This is a genomic window from Inhella sp. (assembly GCF_027532025.1).
Lineage (GTDB): Bacteria > Pseudomonadota > Gammaproteobacteria > Burkholderiales > Burkholderiaceae_C > Inhella.
Window position 1 is genome coordinate 1 of the sequence record NZ_JAPZSY010000001.1, and the last position, 23366, is coordinate 23366.

The 23366-nt window shown below is 67.1% G+C and carries 16 protein-coding genes; 6 read left to right on the top strand and 10 right to left on the bottom strand.

The features are described from left to right. The 6 genes from O9335_RS00005 to O9335_RS00030 all read right to left on the bottom strand — a co-directional run. A partial coding sequence (locus O9335_RS00005) for a hypothetical protein (protein WP_298381644.1) occupies positions 1-371 on the bottom strand: 371 nt, incomplete at its 3' end. Between the two features lie 9 nt (positions 372-380). Continuing rightward, positions 381-1973, bottom strand: a complete 1593-nt coding sequence (locus O9335_RS00010) for a glycoside hydrolase family 13 protein (RefSeq protein ID WP_298381647.1) — start codon at positions 1971-1973, stop codon at positions 381-383. Positions 1974-2007: 34 nt separating this feature from the next. Continuing rightward, positions 2008-2898 (bottom strand): maltose ABC transporter permease MalG, encoded by an 891-nt coding sequence (malG, locus tag O9335_RS00015; protein ID WP_298381650.1) that lies wholly within the window; start codon positions 2896-2898, stop codon positions 2008-2010. Then, positions 2898-4466 (bottom strand): maltose ABC transporter permease MalF, encoded by a 1569-nt coding sequence (malF, locus tag O9335_RS00020; RefSeq protein WP_298381654.1) that lies wholly within the window; start codon positions 4464-4466, stop codon positions 2898-2900. The genes malG and malF overlap by 1 nt, the downstream gene beginning before the upstream one ends. Beyond that, positions 4463-5641 carry a maltose/maltodextrin ABC transporter substrate-binding protein MalE gene (malE, locus tag O9335_RS00025; protein WP_298381657.1) on the bottom strand — a complete coding sequence of 393 codons (1179 nt, stop codon included), beginning with the start codon at positions 5639-5641 and terminating at the stop codon, positions 4463-4465. The genes malF and malE overlap by 4 nt, the downstream gene beginning before the upstream one ends. Continuing rightward, positions 5638-6774: an ABC transporter ATP-binding protein gene (locus O9335_RS00030; protein ID WP_298381659.1), complete on the bottom strand. Its 1137-nt coding sequence runs from the start codon at positions 6772-6774 to the stop codon at positions 5638-5640. The genes malE and O9335_RS00030 overlap by 4 nt, the downstream gene beginning before the upstream one ends. A gap of 430 nt (positions 6775-7204) precedes the next feature. Here O9335_RS00030 and O9335_RS00035 point away from each other — a divergent pair, with 430 nt between their 5' ends. The 5 genes from O9335_RS00035 (at position 7205) to O9335_RS00055 (ending at position 16762) form a co-directional block, all read left to right on the top strand. Further along, entirely contained in the window at positions 7205-9706 is a 2502-nt protein-coding gene (locus O9335_RS00035) for a glycogen/starch/alpha-glucan phosphorylase (protein ID WP_298381661.1), read from the top strand. A 2-nt stretch (positions 9707-9708) separates the two neighbouring features. Continuing rightward, positions 9709-11874 (top strand): 1,4-alpha-glucan branching protein GlgB, encoded by a 2166-nt coding sequence (glgB, locus tag O9335_RS00040; RefSeq protein ID WP_298381663.1) that lies wholly within the window; start codon positions 9709-9711, stop codon positions 11872-11874. 2 nt (positions 11875-11876) lie between these two features. Further along, a complete protein-coding gene (gene glgX / locus O9335_RS00045; RefSeq protein WP_298381665.1) occupies positions 11877-13979 on the top strand; it encodes a glycogen debranching protein GlgX in 2103 nt (700 codons plus the stop codon). 1 nt (position 13980) lies between these two features. After that, a complete protein-coding gene (malQ, locus tag O9335_RS00050) occupies positions 13981-15495 on the top strand; it encodes a 4-alpha-glucanotransferase (RefSeq protein ID WP_298381671.1) in 1515 nt (504 codons plus the stop codon). 61 nt (positions 15496-15556) lie between these two features. Further along, the gene (locus O9335_RS00055; RefSeq protein ID WP_298381674.1) at positions 15557-16762 is read left to right on the top strand and encodes a cation:proton antiporter; all 1206 of its coding nucleotides are present in this window, start codon (positions 15557-15559) and stop codon (positions 16760-16762) included. Between the two features lie 3 nt (positions 16763-16765). Here O9335_RS00055 and O9335_RS00060 read toward each other — a convergent pair whose 3' ends face one another. From O9335_RS00060 to O9335_RS00075, 4 genes are all read right to left on the bottom strand, one after another. Next, positions 16766-17887 carry an ATP-binding protein gene (locus tag O9335_RS00060; protein WP_298381677.1) on the bottom strand — a complete coding sequence of 374 codons (1122 nt, stop codon included), beginning with the start codon at positions 17885-17887 and terminating at the stop codon, positions 16766-16768. Positions 17888-17927: 40 nt separating this feature from the next. Next, a complete protein-coding gene (gene lspA, locus O9335_RS00065) occupies positions 17928-18413 on the bottom strand; it encodes a signal peptidase II (RefSeq protein ID WP_298381679.1) in 486 nt (161 codons plus the stop codon). Then, positions 18413-21277: an isoleucine--tRNA ligase gene (ileS, locus tag O9335_RS00070; protein ID WP_298381682.1), complete on the bottom strand. Its 2865-nt coding sequence runs from the start codon at positions 21275-21277 to the stop codon at positions 18413-18415. Before ileS ends, lspA begins: the two co-directional genes overlap by 1 nt. A 76-nt stretch (positions 21278-21353) precedes the next feature. Then, the gene (locus O9335_RS00075) at positions 21354-22355 is read right to left on the bottom strand and encodes a bifunctional riboflavin kinase/FAD synthetase (protein ID WP_298381788.1); all 1002 of its coding nucleotides are present in this window, start codon (positions 22353-22355) and stop codon (positions 21354-21356) included. Between O9335_RS00075 and O9335_RS00080 the strand changes: the two genes are divergently transcribed. Then, entirely contained in the window at positions 22348-23325 is a 978-nt protein-coding gene (locus O9335_RS00080; RefSeq protein WP_298381685.1) for an isoaspartyl peptidase/L-asparaginase family protein, read from the top strand. The genes O9335_RS00075 and O9335_RS00080 overlap by 8 nt on opposite strands. Positions 23326-23366 lie beyond the last annotated feature (41 nt).

Consider the following 23366-nt stretch of genomic DNA (forward strand, 5'->3'; position numbering starts at 1 on the left):
TAGAGCACGTCGGCGCCCAGGCCTTGCACGTGATCCAGCTTGGCGCGCAGGCTCTGCAGGTCGCCGCCCCAGAACTCGATCTCGTGGCTCCACAGCTTGGCGCTTTCCACGTACGTGCCGCGCTTGGGCGTTTCATCCCAGCTGCGCAGCACCTTGGGCGCGGGGTAGAGGTGGCGCTTGGCCTCCAGGTTGGCCGCGGGCGCGAAGCGGTCGGGCAGCACTTGGTAGACGATGGCACCGTTGCGCCAGTCCTTTTCGCGGGCCTCGAAGCGGCCCTTCAGTTCGGCGTCGAAGCGGTTGGCAGGGTCGGCAGCGTGAACCATGGCGGCTCCCATCAGCAGGGGCAAAGCGAACAGCGGGGCGAGCTTCATGGGAACCTCTCAGGGCACGCGTTTGTAGCGGCTGTAGCCGCCCAGGTCTTTGGGGCGAGGCGCCAGCACCAGCACGCCACGCGGGGGCACGTCCACGGTGACGAAGCCGGGGCCAAAGCCGGCGACCACCGGCCCAGGCACGAGACCCAGCACGTCCACCATGGGCGTGTCGTCCATCAGGTGGGCGTTGCGCACCATCAAGCGTTCGCGCACGGGCTGGTCGCTGGGGTTGGCCACGACGATGCGCGTTTCCAGCGCGCGGTCGGTGTGGCGCTCGAAGGCGAACAGGCGTTGCGCGTCGATGGCGCGGTAGTCGCCGATGCGCAGCGCGCGGTGCTGCTGGCGCAGCGCCACGAGCTGCTTCGTCCACACCATGTCTGGGTGGTCCTCGCGCACCAGGTCCCAGCGCATGGGGCCGCGGTTCTCGGGGTCGGCGCCACCGGTCATGCCCACTTCCACGCCGTAGTACAGGTTGGGCGCACCGGGCAGGGTGAACTGCAGGGCCTGCGCCAAGCGGCGCTGCGGCAGGTCGGGCAGTTGCGTGGCGATGCGCGGGATGTCGTGGTTGTCGATGACGACCCAGGACTTGAGCAGGGGCTCGATGCCCGCGTCGTCCACCAGCCGGGCCATCAGGCGCGAGGCCATGGCGGGTTCCATCTCGCCACGGACCAGGCCCAGCAGCAGGTCGCGCAGGGTGAAGTTCATGACGGCGTCGATGGACTTCAGCCAGGCGGCCGGGTGATTCACGATCTCGCCCACCACCAGCGAGCCCGGCTTTTCGCGGTGGGCGGCGTCGGTCAGTTCGCGCAGGTAGGCGTGGCCGAGCTCGAAGGCGGTGTCCAGGCGCCAGCCGTCGGCCCCGTCGCGCAGGTAGCCGCGCACCACCGAGTCGCGGTCCAGCCACAGGTGCTTTCGCACAGCAGGGTTCTCGAGGTTCAGCTCGGGCAGGTTCTGGAAGCCCGTCCACGCGCGCGCGCCGCCGCGGTACTGCGGTCCGATGGCGAACCAGTCGCGCCAGCGGCTTTGTGGGTTGGCCAGCGCGTCCTGGAACTTGGGCGCGTTGCGGCCCATGTGGTTGAAGACGCCGTCCAGCACCACCTTCATGCCGCGCCGGTGGGCTTCGGCGGCCAAGGCTTTGAAGTCGGCGCGCGTGCCGTACTCGGGGCTGATGGCCTGGAAGTCGAAGGCGTCGTACTTGTGGTTGGTGTAGGCGAGGTGGATGGGGTTCAGGTACAGCACCTGGGCGCCGAGGCGCTGCACGTGCTCCAGCCGGGCCGTGGCGCTGGGGAGGTCGCCGCCCCAGAAGTCCAACTCGTGCGCGCTGAGCCTTTGGTCTTCCAGGTAGGGGCCGGGCTTGGGCGGCTCGGACCAAGGGCGAAGGGTCTTGGGCGCGGGGTAGAGCGTGCGCTTGGCCTCCAAGTCGCGGCTGGGCGCGAAGCGGTCCACGATGATTTGGTAAACCACCGCGCCATTGCGCCAATCCTGCTCGCGCGCGGCGAAGCGGGCGCGATCGGCCGACTCGGCCGCGGTGAGCGGTGCCGCTTGTATGGAACCGATTGCAAAGGCGGTCAGAGCGCCAGCAAGAGCCCGGATGGTTTTCATCGCGATCCTTCGTTGGGGTGCGAAAGGAAGGGCGTCAGCCCTTCACGCCCCCGGCCGTCAGGCCCGAGACGATCCACCGCTGCGCGGCCAAGAACACCAGGGTGATGGGCAGGCCCGAGAGCACGGCCGCGGCGGCGAAGTCGCCCCACAGGAAGCGCTGGTCGTTCAGGTAGTACTTGGTGCCGACGGCGAGGGTCAGGTTGCTTTCCTCGCGCAACAGCACCGAAGCGACTGGGTAGTCAATGATGGTGCCGATGAAGGCCAGCACGAAGACCACCACCAAGATCGGGACGGCCATGGGCAGCAGCACGTGGCGGAAGGCTTGCCAGTGCGTGGCACCGTCGACCTTGGCGTTTTCTTCGATCTCCACCGGGATGGTTTCGAAGTAGCCCTTGATGGTCCAGATGTGGGTGGCCACGCCGCCCAGGTAGGCCACGATCAAGCCGGCGTGCGTCTCCACGCCCAGCCAGGGGATGTAGGAGCCGATGGTCTCGAAGATGGCAAAGATGGCCACGAGCGCCAAAACCACCGGGAACATCTGCAGCAGCAGCATGCTGTTGAGCAGACCGGCCTTGAAGGGGAAGCGCAGGCGCGCGAAGGCGTAGGCCGCGGTGGTGGAAATGGCCACGATCAGGAAGGCCGAGATGGTGGCCACCTTGATCGAGTTCCACAGCCACAGCAGCACGGGGAAGGGCGGCTCCACCAGCGAGCCGTCAGGCCCCTGGTAGCTGAAGCCCAGCGCCAGCTTCCAGTGCTCCAGGCTGATCTCGGTGGGAATCAGGCTGCCCGTGGCGAAGTTGCCAGGGCGAAGGCTGATGGACACCACGGCCAGCAGCGGGAAGATGGTCAGCGCGATCAGCGCCCACAAGAAAGCGTGGGCGAAGAAGGTGCGCCACTTTTGGTTCTTGCCTTGAACGATGGCCATCAGCGGGCTCCCGAATCGTTGGACTTGGTCAGGCGCAGGTTGGCGATCGACAGCAGCGCGACCAAGATGAAGATCAGCGTGCTGATGGCCGCGGCCAAGCCGAAGTCCTGCCCCGAATCGCGGAAGGCGATGCGGTAGGTGTAGCTGACCAGGATGTCCGTCTGCCCGGCCGGCAACTTGGTGTTGAGGAAGTCGGGCCGCCCGTCGGTGAGCAGCGCGATCAGCACGAAGTTGTTGAAGTTGAAGGCGAAGGCCGAAATCAGCAGCGGCGTGAGCGGCTTGATGATCTGCGGGATCGTGATCTTGAAGAAGTTCGTCAGCGGCCCGGCACCGGCCAGGGCGCTGGCCTCATACAGGTCGGCCGGGATGGCTTTCAGCAAGCCGGCGCACAAGATCATGATGTACGGGTAGCCCAGCCAGGTGTTGACGATCAGGATCATCACCTTGGCCAAGAACGGGTCGGCGAACCACGCGGGCTTGATGCCGAACAGCGCGTCGAGGATGGCGTTGATCTCGCCGAAGTTCTGGTTGAACAGGCCCTTGAACACCAAGATGCTGATGAAGCCGGGCACCGCGTAGGGCAGGAACAGCAGGGTGCGGTAGGTGGTGCGGAAGCGCAGGCCCTCCCAGTTCAGCAGCACCGCCAGGCTCATGCCCACGGCCAGCGAGAACAGCACCGTCAGGCCGGCGAAGACCACCGTCCACACGAAGATGGCCATGAAGGGGCCACGGAAGTCGGCGTCGCCCAGCATGCGGCTGTAGTTCTTCCAACCCACGAAGACCTTGAAGCCCGGCTGCAAGGTGCTGCCGTCGGCGGCGGTGAAAAAGCCGGTGTCTCGGTTGGGGATGTACGTGCGACCCGTGGCGGTTTCGGTGAGCGAGCCATCGGCGTTGGCGCGCCACAGACGATGCATCGGTGCGAATTCCCGCAGGCCGACGTAGCGGAGTTCCTCGCCGCCTGGCACCTGCAGCTTGAGTTGCTGCAGCACTTCGCGATGCTCGATGACTTCGCGCAGCCCCAGGGGCTGGCCGATGGCAAAGCTGGCTTGCGATGGCGTTTGCAGCGCCACCACCGGCGGGGTCTTGCCAGTGCGCAGCGCCAAGGGCCCCGACACCCAGATCGGATCGTCGCCCTGGCGCAGAACCACGCGGAACTCTTTGCCGTCGGCGTGCAGGTGGTACGCCAGCGCCTCGGCCTCGTCGTACTCCTGTTGGTCCAGCAGGTATTGCCGCGCGCGGTCCTCGGACAGCAGGTTGCTGGAGGAGTAGTTGGTGAAACCGAGCTGGAAGGTGTAGATCAGCGGGAACGCCACGAACAGCAGCATGCCGATCACCCCCGGGAACAGGTAGCGGTAGGCAAAGCTGGCGTTGCTGAGGTAGACGTAGAAGCCCGAGGCGAACAGGATGAGGATGCCGGCTCCCCACAGGTACTGACCGGCGGCGATGATGGCGAAGACCAAATACAGGCAGGCCAACGCCAAGCCGGCCGTGAGCGGCCATTTGATCCAGGGTGACACCTCGGCGCGGGACGAGGCCATCAAGGGCTGAGACAGGGCGGCGGTGCTCATCGGGTCACCTTCATGCGGGCGGCGGCGCCATCGAGCGCATCCTGGGGCGATTGCAGGCCATTGGTGATGGCTTCGAGCGCGGCGTCCATGGCCGTCCAGAAGCGGCCCACCTCGGGCACGTTGGGCACGGGCCGACCCAATCGGGCGTTTTCCATGGTGGCGCGGATGTTCGGGTCGGCCGACAACTCGGCGTAAAAGGCCTTGTTGGCCGGCACGCCCAGGGGCACGTCGGCGTTCACCACCTTGAGCTGCTCGGGGCGCAGCAGGTGGTTTTCGACGAACTCGCGGGCCACGTCTTTGAGCTTGCTGGGGGCGCTGATCATGCAGCCCAGCACCCCCACAAAGGGCTGGCTCGGTTGACCCCGCACCACCGCCGGGATGGGCGCCACGCCGAAGTTGATCTTGGCTTTTCTGGCGTTGTCCCAGGCCCAGGGCCCGCTGATCATCATGGCCACCGAGCCGCGCGCAAAGCCAGCTTCCATCTCGGCGTAACGGGCGCCCTTGGGCATGACTTTGGCGTCGACCAAGCGCTTGAGCGTCTCACCCGCCTTCACCGCGCCCGGCGTGTTCACGCCCACGTCTTGCGGCACGTAGTCGCCGTTGGCGTCTTGGCCGAAGACGTAGCCGCCGGCGCCCGCCAGCATGGGCCAGCTGAAGAAGCTCTTGTTGAAGTCCCACAGAATGGCTTTCTTGCCCTGGCGCGAGAGCTCGGCGTCCAGCGCCAGCACATCGTCGAAGGTGGCCGGTGGCGTGGGCACCAAATCCTTGTTGTAAATCAGTCCGTTGGCTTCGATGGCAATGGGGTAGCCCCAAACCTTGCCGCGGTAGCGGAAGGCGTTCCAGGCGCTGGATTCGATCTCGTCGCGGATGGCTTTGTTGGGCCGGACGGGCACGATGAGACCCGCCTTGGCCCACTCCCCCACGCGGTCGTGGGGCCAGCAAAAAACGTCGGGCCCCTTGCCTGCACCAGCGGCTTGCTGGAATTTCTCAGGCGCGCCCTCGGGGTGCTGCACTTCCACCTTCACGCCGGTTTGGCGCTCGAAGGCGTCGCCCACCCGCTGCAGGCCGTTGTAGCCCTTGTCGCCGTTGATCCAGACGAGCAGTTTGGGCCGGTTCTCGGCCAGCGCCGTCGGCGCGATCAAGGTGGCGCACAGGCTCAGGGCAATCCACCTCATGCCGCCTCCTGGGCGCCGGCCGTGTGGGCCAAGGTGCCGCTCGGGGTCAGCCGCCGGAAGGCGCGGCCCGAGGCGTCGAACAAGTACGCGGCCTCGGGGGGCAGGCGCAGGCGCAGGTCGTCGCCCGCGCGCACCCGCGCGCGCCCATCGAACTCGCAGGTCAGGGCGTCGTCCACGCCGGGGAAGGCGCAGTAGGCGAAGGTGGCGCCACCGAGGTTTTCGACGAAGGTGACGGTGACCGCCAGCAGGTTGTCTTCGCCGCCCAGCACGAAGTGTTCGGGCCGCACGCCCAGCGTCACCTTGTCACCGGGCTGGGCGCGGCTGGCGTCCACATGCGCCTCGATGCTGGCGCCATTGGCCAGCTTGACCAGGGCCATGCGTTCGGTGCCCGTGACCAGTTCCCCTTCGATGAAGTTCATCTTGGGGCTGCCGATGAAGCCAGCGACGAAGAGGTTGTCGGGGTGCTCGTACAGCTCCAGCGGGCTGCCCACCTGCTCGATCTTGCCGGCGCTGAGCACCACGATGCGGTCGGCCAGGGTCATGGCCTCCACCTGGTCGTGCGTCACGTAGACCATGGTGGTCTTCAGGTCCTCGTGCAGCTTGGCGAACTCGTAGCGCATGCGCACGCGCAGGGCGGCGTCCAGGTTGGACAGCGGTTCGTCGAACAAGAAGACCTCGGGCTTGCGCACGATGGCGCGGCCGATGGCCACGCGCTGGCGCTGGCCGCCCGACAGGTCCTTGGGCTTGCGCTGCAACAGGTGGTCGATGTGCAGGATCTTGGCCGCGTGCATCACGGCGCGGTCGATCTCGTCCTTGGGCACCTTGGCCAGCTTCAACCCGAACGCCATGTTGTCGTATAGGTTCATGTGCGGGTAGAGCGCGTAGCTCTGGAACACCATGGCGATGCCACGCTCGGCGGGTGGCACGTCGTTCACCAGGCGACCGCCGATGCGCAACTCGCCCCCAGTGATGTCCTCCAGACCCGCGATGGTGCGCAACAGGGTGGACTTTCCGCAGCCGGAAGGGCCCACGAAGACCATGAACTCGCCATCGCGAATCTCGAGGTCGATGCCGTGCAGGATGCGCACGTCGCCGTACGCCTTCTGCACGTTCTTGAATTGAACGTGGGCCATGGGTTGAACTCCGGAGATCTGGGGTGACCGCCTCGAACGGACGGCTGAGGATGCGCGCCAATATACCGATCACTCTGTAGTTTCACAACAGAGTGCATCCCGGAGTTGGGTCGATGTAAGGGGTTGAAAAACAAGAACTTAGGGTAAACCTAGGGGATGCCCTATGTAGTCAAACTACACATCGAGGCGCGGCTGCGCGATACTTTGTGCCAGGCGTCGCCCATGCGGGGTGGGTTGTCGGAGCTCCTCAAGGGGCGCCGATGGCCCCCGTTCCCGCGGTGCGGCATTCTTGCGACCGGCCGGTTGCTGGCTTTTTGATGCGACTGGCCCCATCCGGAGAAGCTCTGCCGCCGACGCGGTAACTTTCCTACACACGATGAGCCGTCTCGCCGATACCCCCACCGTTTCCTCCACGAAGGGCCGCACCAGCATGTCCGCCACCGAACGCACCCGCACCCGTGCCAGCCTGCAGTCGGCTTTCAAGACTGCGCTGGCCCGTGAACTGTCTCAAGCGCCCGGCACGCCCAGCAAGGATGCCATCTTGCGTGCCGCCGCCCACGCCTGCCGCGACCTGCTCAATGAACGTTGGGTCGGCACCCAGCAGCAAGACAACCAACGCGGCGAAGCCGCGGCCGTGCGTCGCGTGCACTACCTGTCGATGGAGTTCCTCATGGGCCGCGCCCTGGGCAACGCGTTGGCGGCCTTGGGCTTGGACAAGGTGATGCAAGAGGCCCTGGACCTGCACGCTGGCGGCGTGGGCCTGAGCGATGTGTTGGAGCGCGAGCCCGACGCGGCGTTGGGCAACGGCGGCCTGGGCCGCTTGGCCGCTTGTTTCCTGGATTCTTTCGCCGAGCTCGGCCTGCCCAGCTTCGGCTACGGACTGCGTTACCAGTACGGCATGTTTGCGCAGGGCATCGACGGCGGTCGCCAGATCGAAAGCCCGGACGACTGGATGCGCATGGGTGCCCCCTGGGAAATCATCCGTCCTGAGCGCCGCTACCCGGTGCGGTTCGGGGGTCGTGTGGTCAGCGACTCGTCCAACGCCGGTCAAGCCGGTGGACGGCGCTGGGTGGGCGGCGAGGTCATCATGGCCCAGGCCTACGACTTCATCGTGCCGGCTCACCACAGCGAGCGGGTGAGCACCCTGCGCCAGTGGCACGCCAGCAGCGCCAACCCGATCGACTTCCAGGCCTTCTGCCGCGGCGACTACATCGAGGCCAGCCGCCACCGTGTGGCCGCCGACGCGCTGAACTGGGTGCTGTACCCCGACGACAGCACCGAGGCCGGCCGCGAGCTGCGCCTGAAGCAAGAGGCCTTCTTGGTCAGCGCCTCGCTGCAAGACCTGATCGCCCGCCACCTGCGCGAGTACGGCACCTTGATGAATCTGGGCCAGCTCAATGCCATCCACCTGAACGACACGCACCCCGCCTTGGCGCCGGCCGAGCTGATGCGCTTGTTGGTGGACGAGCACGGCCTGGGTTGGGAGACCGCCTGGAAGATCACCCGCCAAGCGGTGAGCTACACCAACCACACCTTGATGCCCGAGGCCCTGGAAACCTGGCCGGTGCGCATGTTCGAGGCTCTGCTGCCCCGCCATCTCGAAATCATTTACGAGATCAATCACCACTTCCTGGAAGAGGTCAAGGCCCAGTGCCCAGGCGATGAAGCCCTGCTGCGCCGCGTTTCGATCATCGACGAGGGCGACCACCACGGTGGCCATCACGGCGAGCGCCGCTTGCGCATGGCTGCGCTCAGCATCGTGGCATCGCACCGCGTCAACGGCGTGGCCAAGCTGCACAGCGACCTGTGCGTGCAAACCATCTTTGCCGACTACGCGCGCCTCTACCCCGAGCGCTTCCACAACGTCACCAACGGCGTGACGCCGCGTCGCTGGCTGGCGCAGGCCAATCCGGGTCTGAGCGGATTGTTGGACGCCGAAATCGGCCGCGGCTGGCGCAAGAACCTGGCCGACCTGAGCAAGGTGGGCAAGTTGGCTGGCGACGCTGAGTTGCAGCGCGCCTTCCAGGCCGTGAAGCGCGAGAACAAGGAAAAGCTCGCCGCGCTCATCCGCACGCAGTTGGGCACGGTGGTGAACCCCGCCAGCCTGTTTGACGTGCAGATCAAGCGCATCCACGAGTACAAGCGCCAGCTGCTCAACATCCTGCACGTCATCGCCCGCTACCAAGCCATTCTGGCCAGCCCGAACAAGGCGCCGGACGGCCTGGACTGGGTGCCGCGCACCGTGGTCATTGCCGGCAAGGCGGCCTCGGCGTACCACATGGCCAAGCTGATCATTCAGCTGGCGCACGACGTGGCCCGCGTGGTCAACAGCGACCCGCGCGTGGGCGACAAACTCAAGCTCGTCTACCTGCCCAACTACGGCGTGAGCTTGGCCGAGACCATCATCCCGGCGGCCGACCTGAGCGAACAGATCTCCACCGCCGGCACCGAGGCCAGCGGCACGGGCAACATGAAGTTCGCCCTGAACGGCGCCATCACGATCGGCACCTGGGACGGCGCCAACATCGAAATGGCCGAGGCCATGGGCGTGATGAACATGTTCGTCTTCGGCCTGCGCGCCGAGGGTGTGCAGAAGATGAAGCAATTGGGCTACGACCCGAAGCTCTACATCGAGGAAAACCGCCAGCTCAAGGCCGTGATGGACGCCATCGCCAATGGCACGTTCAGCAGCGGCGACCCCGAGCGCTACCGCGCCATCATCGACAACCTGACGCATCGAGACGGCTACATGCTCATGGCCGATTTCGCGGATTACGTCGCCGCGCAAAGCCGCGTGGACGCTTTGTTCCGGCAAAGTGCAGCCTGGAGCGAACGTGCGCTGCGCAACGTGGCCGGCATGGGCTGGTTCTCGTCCGACCGCACCATCGCCGAGTACGTCGAACGCGTCTGGTCCTTGAAATCTCTGGGGTGAACATGCTCGAAGCTGGTGTGGCGCAGGCCTTGGTGCAAGCCCGTCATGGCGATCCATTCGCCGTCCTCGGGCTTCACACCGACGCGGCCGGCGCCCTCTGGCTTCGGGTGCTGAATCCGCAGGCGGCGGCCGTGTCGGCCGTCGTGGGGGGGCGGGTGGTGGCGACCTTGTCGCCGCTCGGAGAGGGTCTCTTTGAAGGTCGCCTCCCTGGGCGCGAGCGCGTCGACTACCGGCTGAAGATCGAATGGCTGTCGGGTGGTGAGGGCGAGTACGCCGACGCTTATGCCTACGGGCCGCAGTTGAGCGACGACGAGCTTCGTCGCCTGCGTGACGGCAACGAAGCCCGCGCCTTCGAGATCCTGGGCAGCCAGCCGGTGACCCACGGCGCCGTGACCGGTGTGCGGTTTGCGGTGTGGGCGCCCAACGCCCGTCGGGTGTCGGTGGTCGGCAGCTTCAACGCTTGGGATGGCCGACGCCATGCCATGCGCCTGCGGCACGACGCTGGCGTGTGGGAGCTTTTCGTGCCCCACGCGCAGGTGGGCGACTTTTACAAGTACGAGCTCATTGGCGCCGACGGCCACCTGCAGCCGCTCAAGGCCGACCCCTACGCACGCGCCAGCGAACTGCGCCCCGAGACTGCCAGCGTGGTGGCGGCTTTGCCGCCGCGGCGACCGCTGCCACCCGGCCGCGCCGAAGCCAATCGGCGCGACGCGCCCATCAGCGTGTACGAGTGCCACCCGGCCTCGTGGCGCCAAGGACGCGATGGTGGCTTCCCCACCTGGGAGGAATTGGCCAACACCTTGCCGGCCTACGTGGCTGGACTGGGCTTCACGCACATCGAGCTGCTGCCCATCAGTGAGCACCCTTTCGATGGCAGCTGGGGCTACCAAACCCTGGGCCTGTTCGCACCCAGCCGCCGCTTCGGCCCACCCGAGCAGTTCGAGGTCTTCGTCCAGGCCTGCCATGACCACGGCCTGGGCCTGCTGCTGGATTGGGTGCCCGCTCACTTCCCGACCGACGGCTTCGGCATGGCTCGCTTCGACGGCACGGCGCTGTACGAGTACCAAGACCCGAAAGAGGGCTTCCACCGCGACTGGAACACCCTCATCTACAACTTCGGGCGGAGCGAGGTGCGCAGTTTCCTGGCCAGCAACGCGCTGTACTGGGTGGAGCGCTGGGGCGTGGACGGCCTGCGTGTCGACGCCGTGGCCAGCATGCTCTACCGGGACTACTCGCGCCCCAGCGGCGAGTGGGTGCCCAACCACCACGGCGGTCGGGAGAACCTGGAGGCCATCTCGCTGCTGCAGCACGTCAACGCCGTGCTGGGCCAAGAGGCGCCGGGCAGCATCACCGTGGCCGAGGAGAGCACCTCCTTCCCCGGTGTGAGCCAGCCCACCTACCTGGGCGGCCTGGGTTTTCACTTCAAGTGGAACATGGGCTGGATGAACGACACCCTGCGTTACATCCACGAAGACCCCATCCACCGCCGCTACCACCACCACCAGATGACCTTCGGGCTGGTGTACGCCTTCAGCGAAAACTTCATGCTGCCCATCAGCCACGACGAGGTCGTGCACGGCAAGGGCAGCCTGCTGGACAAGATGCCGGGCGACGAGTGGCAGCAGTTCGCCAACACGCGCGCCTACTTGGGCTTCATGTGGGGCCACCCGGGCAAGAAGCTGCTGTTCATGGGTCAGGAATGGGGCCAGCGCGGCGAATGGAACCACAGCGTGGGCCTGCCTTGGCATCAGTTGGACGACAGCCGCCACGCGGGTGTGCGCCGCTGGGTGGGTGACCTCAACGCCCTCTACCGCCAAACGCCAGCTTTGCATCGCTTGGACTGCGAGTCTCAGGGCTTCGAGTGGCTAGCCAGCCACGACGAAGACAACAGCGTTTATGCCTGGTTGCGGCACGACGGCCAGGGCGGCAGCGTGCTCGTGGTGTGCAACCTCACCCCCGTGCCGCGACACGGCTACCGTTTGGGCGTGCCGACCACGCAGGGCGCCTGGCGCGAGGTGCTGAACAGCGACAGCGAGCATTACGGCGGCAGCAACATGGGCAACGGCCCGCACGCAATCCCGGTGCAGCCGGAAGCCGCGCACGGTCGCTCTCACAGCCTCAGCGTGACCTTGCCGCCCTTGGCGACGGTGTTTTTCGTCCCGGCCTGAGCATGACAGCCGCTTTTCAAGGCCTGCCGATGGAGATGCAACCGGGCCGCGTGAGCCCCATGGGGGCCAGCGTGCGCGATGGTGGGGTCAACTTCGCTGTCTTCAGCGAACACGCCCATGCCATCGAAGTGTGCGTGTTCGACACCGAGGGCCAGCGAGAGTTGCGTCGCTACGCATTGCACGGCCCCGACGACGGCGTGTGGCACGGGTTTTTGCCGGGCGTCGGCCCGGGGCTGGTCTACGGCCTGCGCGCCCATGGGCCTTACGAGCCTGAGCGGGGCCACCGCTACAACGCGCGCAAGCTGCTGCTGGATCCCTGCGCGCAGGAGATCGTCGGCCGCTTTGGCTGGCGCGCCGAGCACCATGGCTATTGCGTGGGCGACCCCGAAGGGCCGCGCAGTTTTGACACGCGTGACAACGCGCCGCACGCCCTCAAGGCGCGCGTGCCGACCCCCTTGTCTGGCCCCAACCCGCGCAGCAACGCGCCGCACCACGCCACCGAGTCGCTGGTCATTTACGAAGTGCACGTCAAGGGCTTCACCCAGCAGCACCCCGGGGTGCCGGAGGCCCTGCGCGGCACCTATGCCGGCTTGGCCCACCCAGCGGCCATCGCCCACCTCAAGACCCTGGGCGTGACCGCGGTGGAGTTGTTGCCCGTCCATTACGCCATCGACGAGCCCCATCTGGCCGACAAAGGCCTGCGCAACTACTGGGGCTACAACACCCTGGGCTTCTTCGCGCCCGACCCGCGTTGGGCCCATGCCAAAGACCCCAGCGCCGTGCGCGACGAGTTCCGCGCCATGGTGCATGCGTTGCATGCGGCGGGGCTGGAGGTGCTGCTGGACGTGGTCTACAACCACACACCCGAGGGCAACGAATTCGGCCCCACGCTCAGCTTCCGCGGGCTGGACAACGCCTGCTGGTACCACCTGCTGGCCGACGATCGCAGCCGCAGCGAAAACCTCACCGGCTGTGGCAACACCCTGAATTGCCATCACCCTCGCGTGGCTCAGTTCGTGCTCGACTCGCTGCGCTTTTGGGTGCAGGAAATGGGGGTCGACGGGTTCCGTTTTGACTTGGCCCCCGTGCTGGGCCGTGGCGATCGAGGCTACAGCCCGAACGCCGCGTTCTTCACGGCTTTGCGGCAGGACCCGGTGCTCGCTGGGGTCCACCTCATCGCCGAACCCTGGGATGCCGGTCCTAACGGCTACCAAGTGGGCCACTTCCCGGGCCGTTTCCTAGAGTGGAACGACAAATACCGCGACGCCGTCCGCAGCTACTGGTTGGGCGCCGGGGCCAGCCGCGGCGAGTTCGCCCGCCGTCTCACGGGCTCCAGCGATGTGTTTCATCACGGCTTGCGCCGTCCGACCGCCAGCGTCAACTTCGTCGCCTGCCACGACGGCTTCACGCTGAACGACGTCGTCAGCTACGCGCGCAAGCACAACCACGCCAACGGCGAGGACAACCGCGACGGCCGAGATGGCGAATTGGCCGCCAACTTCGGTGTAGAAGGTCCGACCGACGACCCGCTGGTGCGCCAGCGCCGCGAGCGCGTGCGTCGCGCCATGCTGGCCACCCTGGCCTTCAGCCAAGGCACGCCCATGATCAACGCGGGCGACGAACTGGCCAACACCCAAGGCGGCAACAACAACGCCTATTGCCAAGACAACGCCACGACCTGGCTGGACTGGCGGCACGCTCCGACCGACCTCCTGGCCTTTGTGTCCCGCTGCTTCGAGCTGCGCGCGCAAGAGCCCTTGCTGCGTCACCCGCGCTGGTTCATTGGCATGGCCGAAGGTGCCATGCAAGCCACCGTGCACTGGCTGACGCCCGCGGGCACCGAGATGCAGGGGCACGACTGGCACACCGACGCCCAAAAGGCCTTTGCCTGCTGGATGCACACGGGTGCCAAGAGCCGTCCGCGCTTGCTGTTGCTGTTCAATCCCGAACCCAACAACACACCGTTCACCTTGGTGCACGGTCCCTGGAACTTGCTCATCGACTCCGCCGGCGTGTTGCACCCCGGCGAAGTGCCCACCGGCTTGCCGCTCGTCGTGCCGGCCCACGGCCTCGTCCTCCTCAAGAACGACCATCCAGAAATCTGACATGGACCTGAACCAACGCGCCAGCGGCGTGCTGCTGCACCCCACCTCCTTGCCCGGCCCCTTCGGCATTGGCGACTTGGGACCTTCGGCCTTCCATTTCATCGAGTGGCTGGAAGCCTCAGGGCAGACCCTGTGGCAATGGTTGCCCACCACCCCCATCGGGCCGGGCGACTCGCCCTACCAGTCGGTGTCTGCCTTTGCCGGGTCGCCCCTGATGGTGGCCCTGGAGCCCCTGATCGATGCCGGTTGGCTGGCCGCACCCACGCCGGTGGGCTTCAGCGACCAGCGCGTTGACTTCGCCAAGGTGGTGCCTTGGCGTCTGCAGCAGTTGCGCGCGGCCTTTGCCGGCTTCGAGACCCAGGCCACGCCGGCGCAGCGCGAGGCCCAAGCCGCTTGGGCGGCCGAGCAGGCCTACTGGTTGGACGACTACACCCTGTTCATGGCCCTGGAGTCGGCGCATGGAGGGGCCTGCTGGTGGGACTGGGCGCCCGAGCTGCGCGGCCGCAAGAAAGCGGCCCTGACCAAGGCCCGCAAAGAACATGCTGCGGACATCGCCTTCTGGACCTTCGTGCAATGGCAGTTCGACGTCCAACTGGCCGCCGTCAAGCAAGCGGCCAACGCCAAGGGCATCCACTTGGTGGGCGACTTGCCCATCTTCATCGCCCACCACAGCGCCGATTGCTGGGCCGCGCCCGACTTCTATTTCCTGGACGAGAACTTCCAGCCCACCGTGGTGGCCGGCGTGCCGCCCGACGACCTCGGCCCGCAAGGCCAGCGCTGGGGCAACCCGCTGTACCGCTGGGACAAGATGAAGCGCAGCGGCTACAAATGGTGGACCGACCGCGTGCGCCGTGCGCTGGCCCAAGCCGATGTCTTCCGCATCGACCACTTCCGTGGGTTTGCCGGCTACTACGAGATCCCGGCCAGTTGCCCCACGGCCATGGAAGGCGAGTGGGTCAAGGGCCCAGGCAAAGGCCTGTTCGACGCCATTGCCGCCGAACTGGGCGACTTGCCCATCATTGCCGAAGACCTGGGCCTGATCACGCCCGACGTCATCGAGCTGCGCGACGCTTGTGGCTACCCGGGCATGAAGATCCTGCAGTTCGCCTTCGGCGCCGAGGGCGACCACGAGTTCCTGCCGCAAACCTACGTGCGCGAGTGCGTGGTCTACACCGGCACCCACGACAACGACACCGCCAAGGGCTGGTGGCACAACGCCAAGCCCCGCGAGCGGGCTTTTGCCGGCGCCTACTTGGCTTGCGGCGACCACGACGTGCACTGGGCCATGATCCGCGCCGCCAGCAACTCGGTGGCCAATCTGGCCATCTTCCCCATGCAGGATGTGCTCGGCCTGGGCAGCAGCACCCGCATGAACACGCCGGGTACCCTGGGTGGTGACAATTGGACCTGGCGCTTCACTTGGGACCAAGTGGGCGCCGAACCCGGCCGCGTGCTGGGCTTGATCAGCGCGGCGGCGGGGCGTGGCCCCTTCCGCTTGTTGGGGCTGTCGGGCTGACCCACGCCTCGCGCCCCAGGCCAGATGCCCTTGCCAGGGCACCTTTTCTTTTTGGGATTCCGTGAACACAACCGAGATCTACCTGGTGGCCATGCTCATCATCCTGAGCGTGCCCTACCTCGTTTGGCGACTGGGGAGGACCGAGTACTTCGCGCCTCTGGTCGTGGTGCAAATCGTGGCCGGCGTCTTGCTGGGCCCCGGCGTGCTGGGGGCGGCCTTCCCCGAGTACTACCAGTTCGTGTTCACCCCGTCGGTGGTGCAGTCGCTCAACGGGGTGGCTTGGTGGGCGGTGAGCCTGTTCGTCATGCTGGCAGGCGTCGAACTCGACCTCAAATCCGCGTGGCGCGAGAGGCGCGAGAGTGGCCTCACGGCGGGCTTGGCGCTGTTCACCCCCCTGATCTTCGGCTGCTTGGCGGCTGTGGCATTGCTGCCCTTCGAGGGCTGGATCGGCCCCAAGGCCCAAGACTGGCAGTTCGTTTTGGGGCTGGGCATGGGCTGCGCCGTCACGGCTTTGCCCATTCTGGTGTTGCTGATGGAAAAGATGGGCATCTTGGGCACCCCATTGGGGCAGCGCATCCTGCGCTATGCCAGCCTGGACGACATCGCCATCTGGAGTGTGCTGGCCATCGTGCTGCTGGATTGGCAGCGGGTGGGCAAACAAGCGGCTTTCGTGTTGGCCTTCGTGGTGCTGGGCCTGCTGTTCCGGCGGCTGATGCAGCGCGTGCCGGAGAGCGACCGCTGGTACCTGGCCCTGATCTGGTTGGTTTTGTGCGCGCTGGGGGCCGACTGGTGCGGGTTGCACTACATGGTGGGTGCCTTCCTGGCCGGGGTTGTCATCGACGCTGACTGGTTCGATCGCGAGCAACTCGACGCCCTGCGCCGCATGGTGCTGCTGGTGCTGATGCCCGTCTTCTTCCTCAGCACCGGGCTGCGCACCAACTGGGACGTGGGCGGTGTCGCCGTCTTCCTCGTGGCGGGCTGGCTGCTGCTGGCGGCCCTGAGCGGCAAACTTCTTGGCATCCGGATGGCAGGGCGGCTGCTGGGTTGGCCCCCAGGGCAAGCCAGCGTGGTGGGCTGGCTGTTGCAGACCAAGGCCCTGATCGAAATCATCTTCGCCAACATCCTGCTGGACAAAGGCGTCATCACCGGCGCCACCTTCACGGCCCTGCTCTTGATGGCTGTGACGAGCACCATGCTCACGGTGCCCGTGGTCAACCCCAAGCTGAAGGGGCTGCGAGGCACGCTGCTGGAGAGGCCTCAGAGCTGAGCGTCAGCGAACGGCGTTTCGGGCTGCGTCGGCCGGGCGTGGGGGAGGGGGCGGGCCCAGGGGGCTGGCCGCACGCTGGCACTCCACTTCGAAACTGAAGCACGACCCCACACCGGGACTGCTCTCCACGTCGATACGGCTGCCGCCCATCAGGCCCACCAGGCGCTGCGAAATCATCAGGCCCAGGCCCGTGCCTCCGAAGCGCCGCGCGATGCTGGCGTCCGCCTGGGCAAATGGGGCAAACAGCTGTTGCACTTGGGCGGGCGTCATGCCCAGGCCCGTGTCGGTGATGGCGAAGCGCAGCCGCAGGCGCGAGCCCGTTTGGCTGATCCGGCTCACATCCACCCGCACTTGGCCTTTCGCCGTGAACTTCAGGGCGTTGCCCACCAGGTTGCCCAGCACTTGGCGCAGGCGAAGCGGGTCGCCGACCATGTCGTTGGGCACCCCAGGCTGCACGCGGGCCTGCAACTGAACGCCCTTGGCGTGGGCGCCGGCCAGCAGGGGCTGCAGCGCATCGCGCAGGCAGTCGTGCAGGGCAAAGGCCCGCACGTCCAGCTTCATGGCGCCGGCGTCCACCTTGGCCAGGTCGAGGGTGTGGTTGATGAGCTCCAGCAGATTGCGGCCGCTTTGCAAGGCCATGTCCAGCAGCTTGCGTTGGCGGTCCCCCAAGGTGCTGGACAGCACCAACTCGGTCAAGCTGATCACGCCCGTCAGCGGGGTGCGCAACTCGTGGCTCAGGTGGGACACCAAGGCCGACTGGCTCTCGGCCAGCTCTTCGTCGGGCGCTCGAACGGGCAGGGCGGTCAGCAGGGCCAGGCCTTCGTCCGGTGGCTGCCGCACCGACACCTGAAACCAGCGGGCGCCTTGGCCGTTGTCGAGCTTCAGGCGGGTGTGCCAATCGCGCCCAGCGCGCAAATGCGCCCACACCTCGAGCGCCATGTCGGCGTGTCCCAGCACCTGGGCCAGGTCGGCGTGCCCGACGATGCCCAGCCACTCTTTGAGGGCGGGATTGGCTCGCAGGATGGTGCCGTCCCGGGGTTCGAACCAGGCCATCAACATCGCCGAATGCCGCCAAGCCGCCAGCGCGGCGGCGTCTTCGGTTGGGTGCGCGTCGGAGCTCAGCATGCAGACCGTCAGCCTAGCACGCAGCCTTTCGCGTCCTTCGTCAGCGGGCTTGTCGCACGCGACGGATTTCGTCCGCGATCAACAGAATCGCACCCAGGGTGATCGCGCTGTCGGCCAGGTTGAAGCTGGGGAAGTAAGCCCCCCGCCAGTGGAACTGCAAAAAGTCCACCACGTAGCCGTGCATGAGACGATCGACCACGTTGCCCACCGCGCCGCCGAGGATCAAGGTGAGTGCCCAGGCAAACAGCCTTTGCTCGCCATGCTTGCGCAGCATCCAGGTGATGAACACCGTGGCGGCGAGCGCCAAGCCGGTGAAGAACCAACGCTGCCAGCCTCCGGCATCGGCCAAAAAGCTGAAGGCGGCCCCCGGGTTGTGGGCGCGCACCAGGTTGAAGAACGAGGTCACCACGCGACCTTCGTGCAGCCTGAACTCGCCCAGGATCAGCGTCTTGGTGAATTGATCCAGCACGGCGATGACGGCCGCGATCAGCAGCCAGCGCCACCAAGGTTTGGCAGCGGTTGCCATCACGCCATCGACCGGGTTTCACCGGCGCCATGCAGGTTGTCGTCGCAGCGGCCGCAAAGGCCCGGGTGCGCCGGGTTGCGGCCCACGTCGTCGCGGTAGTGCCAGCAACGCTCGCACTTCGCCGCTGGGCTCGGGAGCACCTCCAAGCCCACCCGGTCACCCGCCTGGAGCGTGACCTTGCTGACGATGAACACGAACTTCAGGTCTTCTCCGAGGGACTGCGCCAGCGCGAGGTCGTCGCTGGGCAGGGTCAGGCTCAGTTCAGCCTGCAGCGAGGAGCCGATGCCCCCTTGCGTGCGCAAGGCCTCGAGGGCCTTGTTGACATCGGCTCGCAAGGCCAAAAGCCGCGTCCACTTGGGCAGCAGGCTCGCATCGGCGCCCTCGAAGCGCCAGAAGGTTTCTTCCAACACGCTGCGCCCCGATCCCGCCACGCCCGGTTGACCGGCTCGGGCGAACAGCGGCCAGGCCTCCTCGGCGGTGAAGCTGAGGAAGGGCGCCATCCAGCGCAGCATGGCGTGCGTGATTTGCCACAGCGCGGTTTGGGCCGACCGCCGGGCCAGGCTCTTGGGGGCCGTGGTGTAAAGGCGGTCCTTGAGCACATCCAGGTAGAAAGCGCCAAGGTCTTCCGAGCAATAGACCTGCAGTTTGGCCACCACCGGGTGGAATTCGTAGACGTCGTAGTGCCCGCGGATCTCGTCCTGCAAGGCGCTGGCTCGGGCCAGGGCGTAGCGGTCCACCTCGAACAACCGCTCGGCCGGCACGGCGTCCGTGGCGGGATCGAAGTCGCTCACGTTGGCCAGCAGGAAGCGCAGGGTGTTGCGGATGCGACGGTAACCGTCCACCACGCGGGCCAGGATCTTGTCGTCGATGCCCAAGTCGCCGCTGTAGTCGGTGGCAGCCACCCACAGGCGGATGATCTCGGCGCCCATCTTGTCGCTGACCGTTTGCGGCGCGACCACGTTGCCCACCGACTTGCTCATCTTGCGGCCCTGGCCGTCCACCGTGAACCCGTGGGTCAGCAGGCCCTTGTAGGGGGCGCGGCCGTGCAGCGCAGCGCCCAGCAGGAGGGCGGAATGGAACCAGCCGCGGTGCTGATCGTGGCCTTCCAAGTACAGGTCGGCCTCTGGGCCCTCGGCGTGGGCCGCGCCGGCGTGGCTGCCTTTGAGCACGTGCTCGAAGGTGGAGCCCGAGTCGAACCACACCTCCAGGATGTCGGTGCACTTGGCGTACTGCTCGCCCTCGGCGCCCAGCACGTCGGTGCTGGTCAGCCGGCTCCAGGCCTCCACGCCACCGGCTTCGACCACCTCGGCGGCCTTGTCCAATAGCACGAGGGTGTCGGGGTGCAGTTCGCCGGTTTCCTTGTGCAGGAACAGCGGCAGGGGCACGCCCCAAGCGCGCTGGCGGCTGATGCACCAGTCGGGCCGGTTGGCGATCATGTCGCGCAGGCGGGTGCGGCCGTTCTCGGGGTAGAAGGCGGTGGCGTCGATGGCCTTCAGGGCCAGCTCGCGCAGGCTCTCGGCCGGGGCTTCGCTGGCGAACACGCCCTCGGTGCCTGGGCCGGCCGCGTCCATGCGGATGAACCACTGCGAGGCGGCGCGGTAGATCACCGGCGTCTTGTGGCGCCAGCAATGCGGGTAGCTGTGCGTGATGCGCGTGGTGTTCAACAGGCGGCCTGCGCCCTTGAGCGCGTCCAGGATGACGGGCACGGCCTTCCAGATGTGCAGGCCGCCGAACAGCGGCAGGTCGGCGGCGTACACGCCGTTGCCTTGCACCGGGTTCAGGATCTCGTCGTGCCGCATGCCATGGGCCATGCACGAGAAAAAGTCGTCCAGGCCGTAGGCCGGCGCGCTGTGCACCAAGCCCGTGCCGTCGGTGTCGGTGGCGTAGTCGGCCAGATAGACCGGTGCCGTGCGGCGGTAGCCTTCGTGGGTTCGCGCCAGAGGGTGCTCGAAGCGCACGCCGTCCAGGGCCTGGCCCAGGCAAGTGGCGACCACGTCGCCTTCCAGGCCCCAGCGCTTCAGGCAGTCGTCCACGCGCGCTTGTGCCACGACGAAGCCGCCTTGGGCGGTCTTCACCAAGGCATAGGGGATTTGCGGGCCCAGGTTCAGCGCCTGGTTGGCGGGCAGGGTCCAGGCCGTCGTCGTCCAGATGACGGCGCTGACCTCGAAGTCCAGCGCACCCACGCCGAAGGCTGCGGCCAGCTTGGCTGGTTCGGCGCAGGGGAAGGCCACGTCCAGGGTGTCGCTCTGCTTATCGGCGTACTCGATCTCGAACTCGGCCAGCGATGAGCCGCAGTCGAAGCACCAGTACACCGGTTTGAGACCTCGATACACGAAGCCGCGCTGCACCACGCGCTTGAAGACGCGGATCTGCGTGGCCTCGTTCTTCGGGTCCATCGTGGCGTAGCGGTGGCTCCAGTCGCCCAGCACGCCCAGTCGCTCGAAGTCCTTGCGCTGCAGGGCGATCTGCTCGGTGGCGTAGGCGCGGCTCTTGGCCTGCATCTCGTCGCGGCTGAGGTTGCGGCCGAACTGCTTCTCGATGGCGTTTTCGATCGGCAGGCCGTGGCAGTCCCAGCCAGGGATGTAGGCCGCGTCGAAGCCCGCCAACTGGCGGCTCTTCACGACCATGTCCTTGAGCACCTTGTTCACGGCATGACCGATGTGGATGGCGCCGTTCGCGTAGGGCGGGCCGTCGTGCAGCACGAACTTCGGCGCACCTTGGCGGGCCGCGCGCAGGTCCTCGTAGCGGCCTTGGGCCTGCCAGTCGGCAACCCAGCCTGGCTCGCGTTTGGGCAGGTCGCCGCGCATGGGAAAGGCGGTGTCCGGCAGGTTGAGCGTGGTACGGTAGTCCGGCGTGGTGCTCATGGCGGTGCGCTGCGGCAAGGCGCAGTCAAAGGAGAAGCGGGGAGGGCGTTCGGCAGCCGCGGAGCGCGGCGGGCCCTCAAATTCGATCGCGAGTGGTCTGGCGTCGTTCGGCCGCGTGGGAGGCGAACCAGCCCCGAGCCGCGGCCACGTCGGCCTCGATGGCGGCCGTCAGCGCATCCAGCCCGTCGTAGCGGGCTTCGTCGCGAAGTTTGTGCAGCAGTTCCACGCGGACGAGTTTAGCGTAGCCCCCCTCGAGGCCCAGGTGAGGCGGCCAGTTCAGGCAGTGCACCTCCAGCAGCATGCGACCGCTGTCGTCCACCGTGGGTCGGCAGCCGAGCGACGCCACGCCGTCCAGGGGCTCAGGGCCCAGCCCGTGCGTGCGCACCACGAAGATGCCCTGCGCCGCTGGCTTGCGAGCCGCCACGCGCAGGTTCAGCGTGCGAAACCCGAGGCCCAAGGTGCGGCCCAGTTTTTGGCCGTGCAAGACATGCCCCGAAATGGCGTAGGGTCGCCCCAGCAGGGATTGGGCTTGCGCCATATCGCCGGCGGCCAGGGCTTGGCGAACGGCGCTGGAGCTGACGCGAAGGCCATGCACCTCGTAGCTCATCATCCGCGCGACGTCGAAGCCATGCTCGTTGCCCAGCGCATCCAACGTGGCGTAGTCGCCCTGGCGCTTGGCGCCGAAGCGAAAGTCATCGCCCACCAGCACATACCGCGCGCCCAGACCGCTCACCAGCACCTGTTCGACGAACTCCCGTGCGCTCAGCGACGCCAAGGCGTCACCGAAGGGCAGCACCACGGCCTGGTCGATGCCGCAGCGGGCCAACTCCAGCAGCTTGTCGCGCAGGTTGGCGATGCGCGCCGGCGCCATGTCCGGGCGCTGCAGTCGTTGGGCGAAATGGTCGCGTGGATGCGGCTCGAAGGTCAACACGCAGGCCGGCAAACCGCGGTGCTGGGCTTCGGAGCGAAGCAGGGCCAGCATGGCCTGGTGGCCCCGGTGCACGCCATCGAACGTGCCAATGGTCAGCGCGCACGCTGGCGCTTTGCCCCGATGATGGAAACCCCGAAAGATGCGCATCCCCAAGATTATGGTCATCCCCACCCTGCTCATTCACGGTGGTGCCGGCACCATCCGACGACCCGTTGTCGGCGATGAGGGGAGCCTTGGCCCCTACGAAGCCGCCTTGGAGCGCGTGCTGCGCCGAGCCGACCAGGCCATGCGGCAGGGCGCGTCGGCCCTGGACTTGGCCTGTCAGGCGGTGGAAGACCTGGAGAACGAACCCCCGTTCAACGCCGGCATCGGAGCCGTGCTGACGGCGCGCGGCGAGCATGAGCTCGACGCGGCCGTGGCCTGTGGTGCGACCCGGCGCGCGGGAGCCCTGGCCGGCCTGCGCCACACCCTCCATCCAGCCCGAGCGGCCCGGTGTCTGCTGGAGGCGGTGGATGCGCCGGTGCTGCTCATCGGGGGCGAGGCCGATGCCTTTGCCGCACGGGCTGGAGTGCCCCAGGTGGCCAATGAAGTGTTCGGCACCGAGTGGCGGCGCCGGCAGTGGGCGGCCTGGCGCCGTGAGCCGCAGGCGTGGGCTTGGCTGGACCACCATGACACGCCAGCGGCGCCCCTGGACGACACCACCAAGATGGGCACCGTGGGGGCCGTGGCGCTGGACGCCCAAGGCCGCTTGGCCGCCGCCACCAGCACGGGGGGGATGACGGGCAAGTGGCCCGGCCGCGTGGGCGACTCTCCCCTGTTGGGCGCCGGCACCTGGGCCGATGAGCGCGTGGCGGTGTCGTGCACAGGGCAAGGCGAGGCCTTCATCCGTGCCTGTGCAGCCCACAGCGTGGCGGCCCGGATGCGCTGGGCCGGTGCCAGCGTGCAAGACGCTGCGCAGGCGGTCATTCACGAAGACGTGGAGCGGCTGGGCGCCTCGGGTGGGCTGATCGCCTTGGACGCGCAAGGCCGCTGGGCCATGCCGTTCAACAGCGAGGGCATGTACCGCGGTGTGGTGCGCCTGGGTGAGTCGCCCCACGTGAGGGTGTTCCGGGACTGAGTGGGCGGTGCCAGCCCAGAAATGCGACAGGCCGCCCGGGG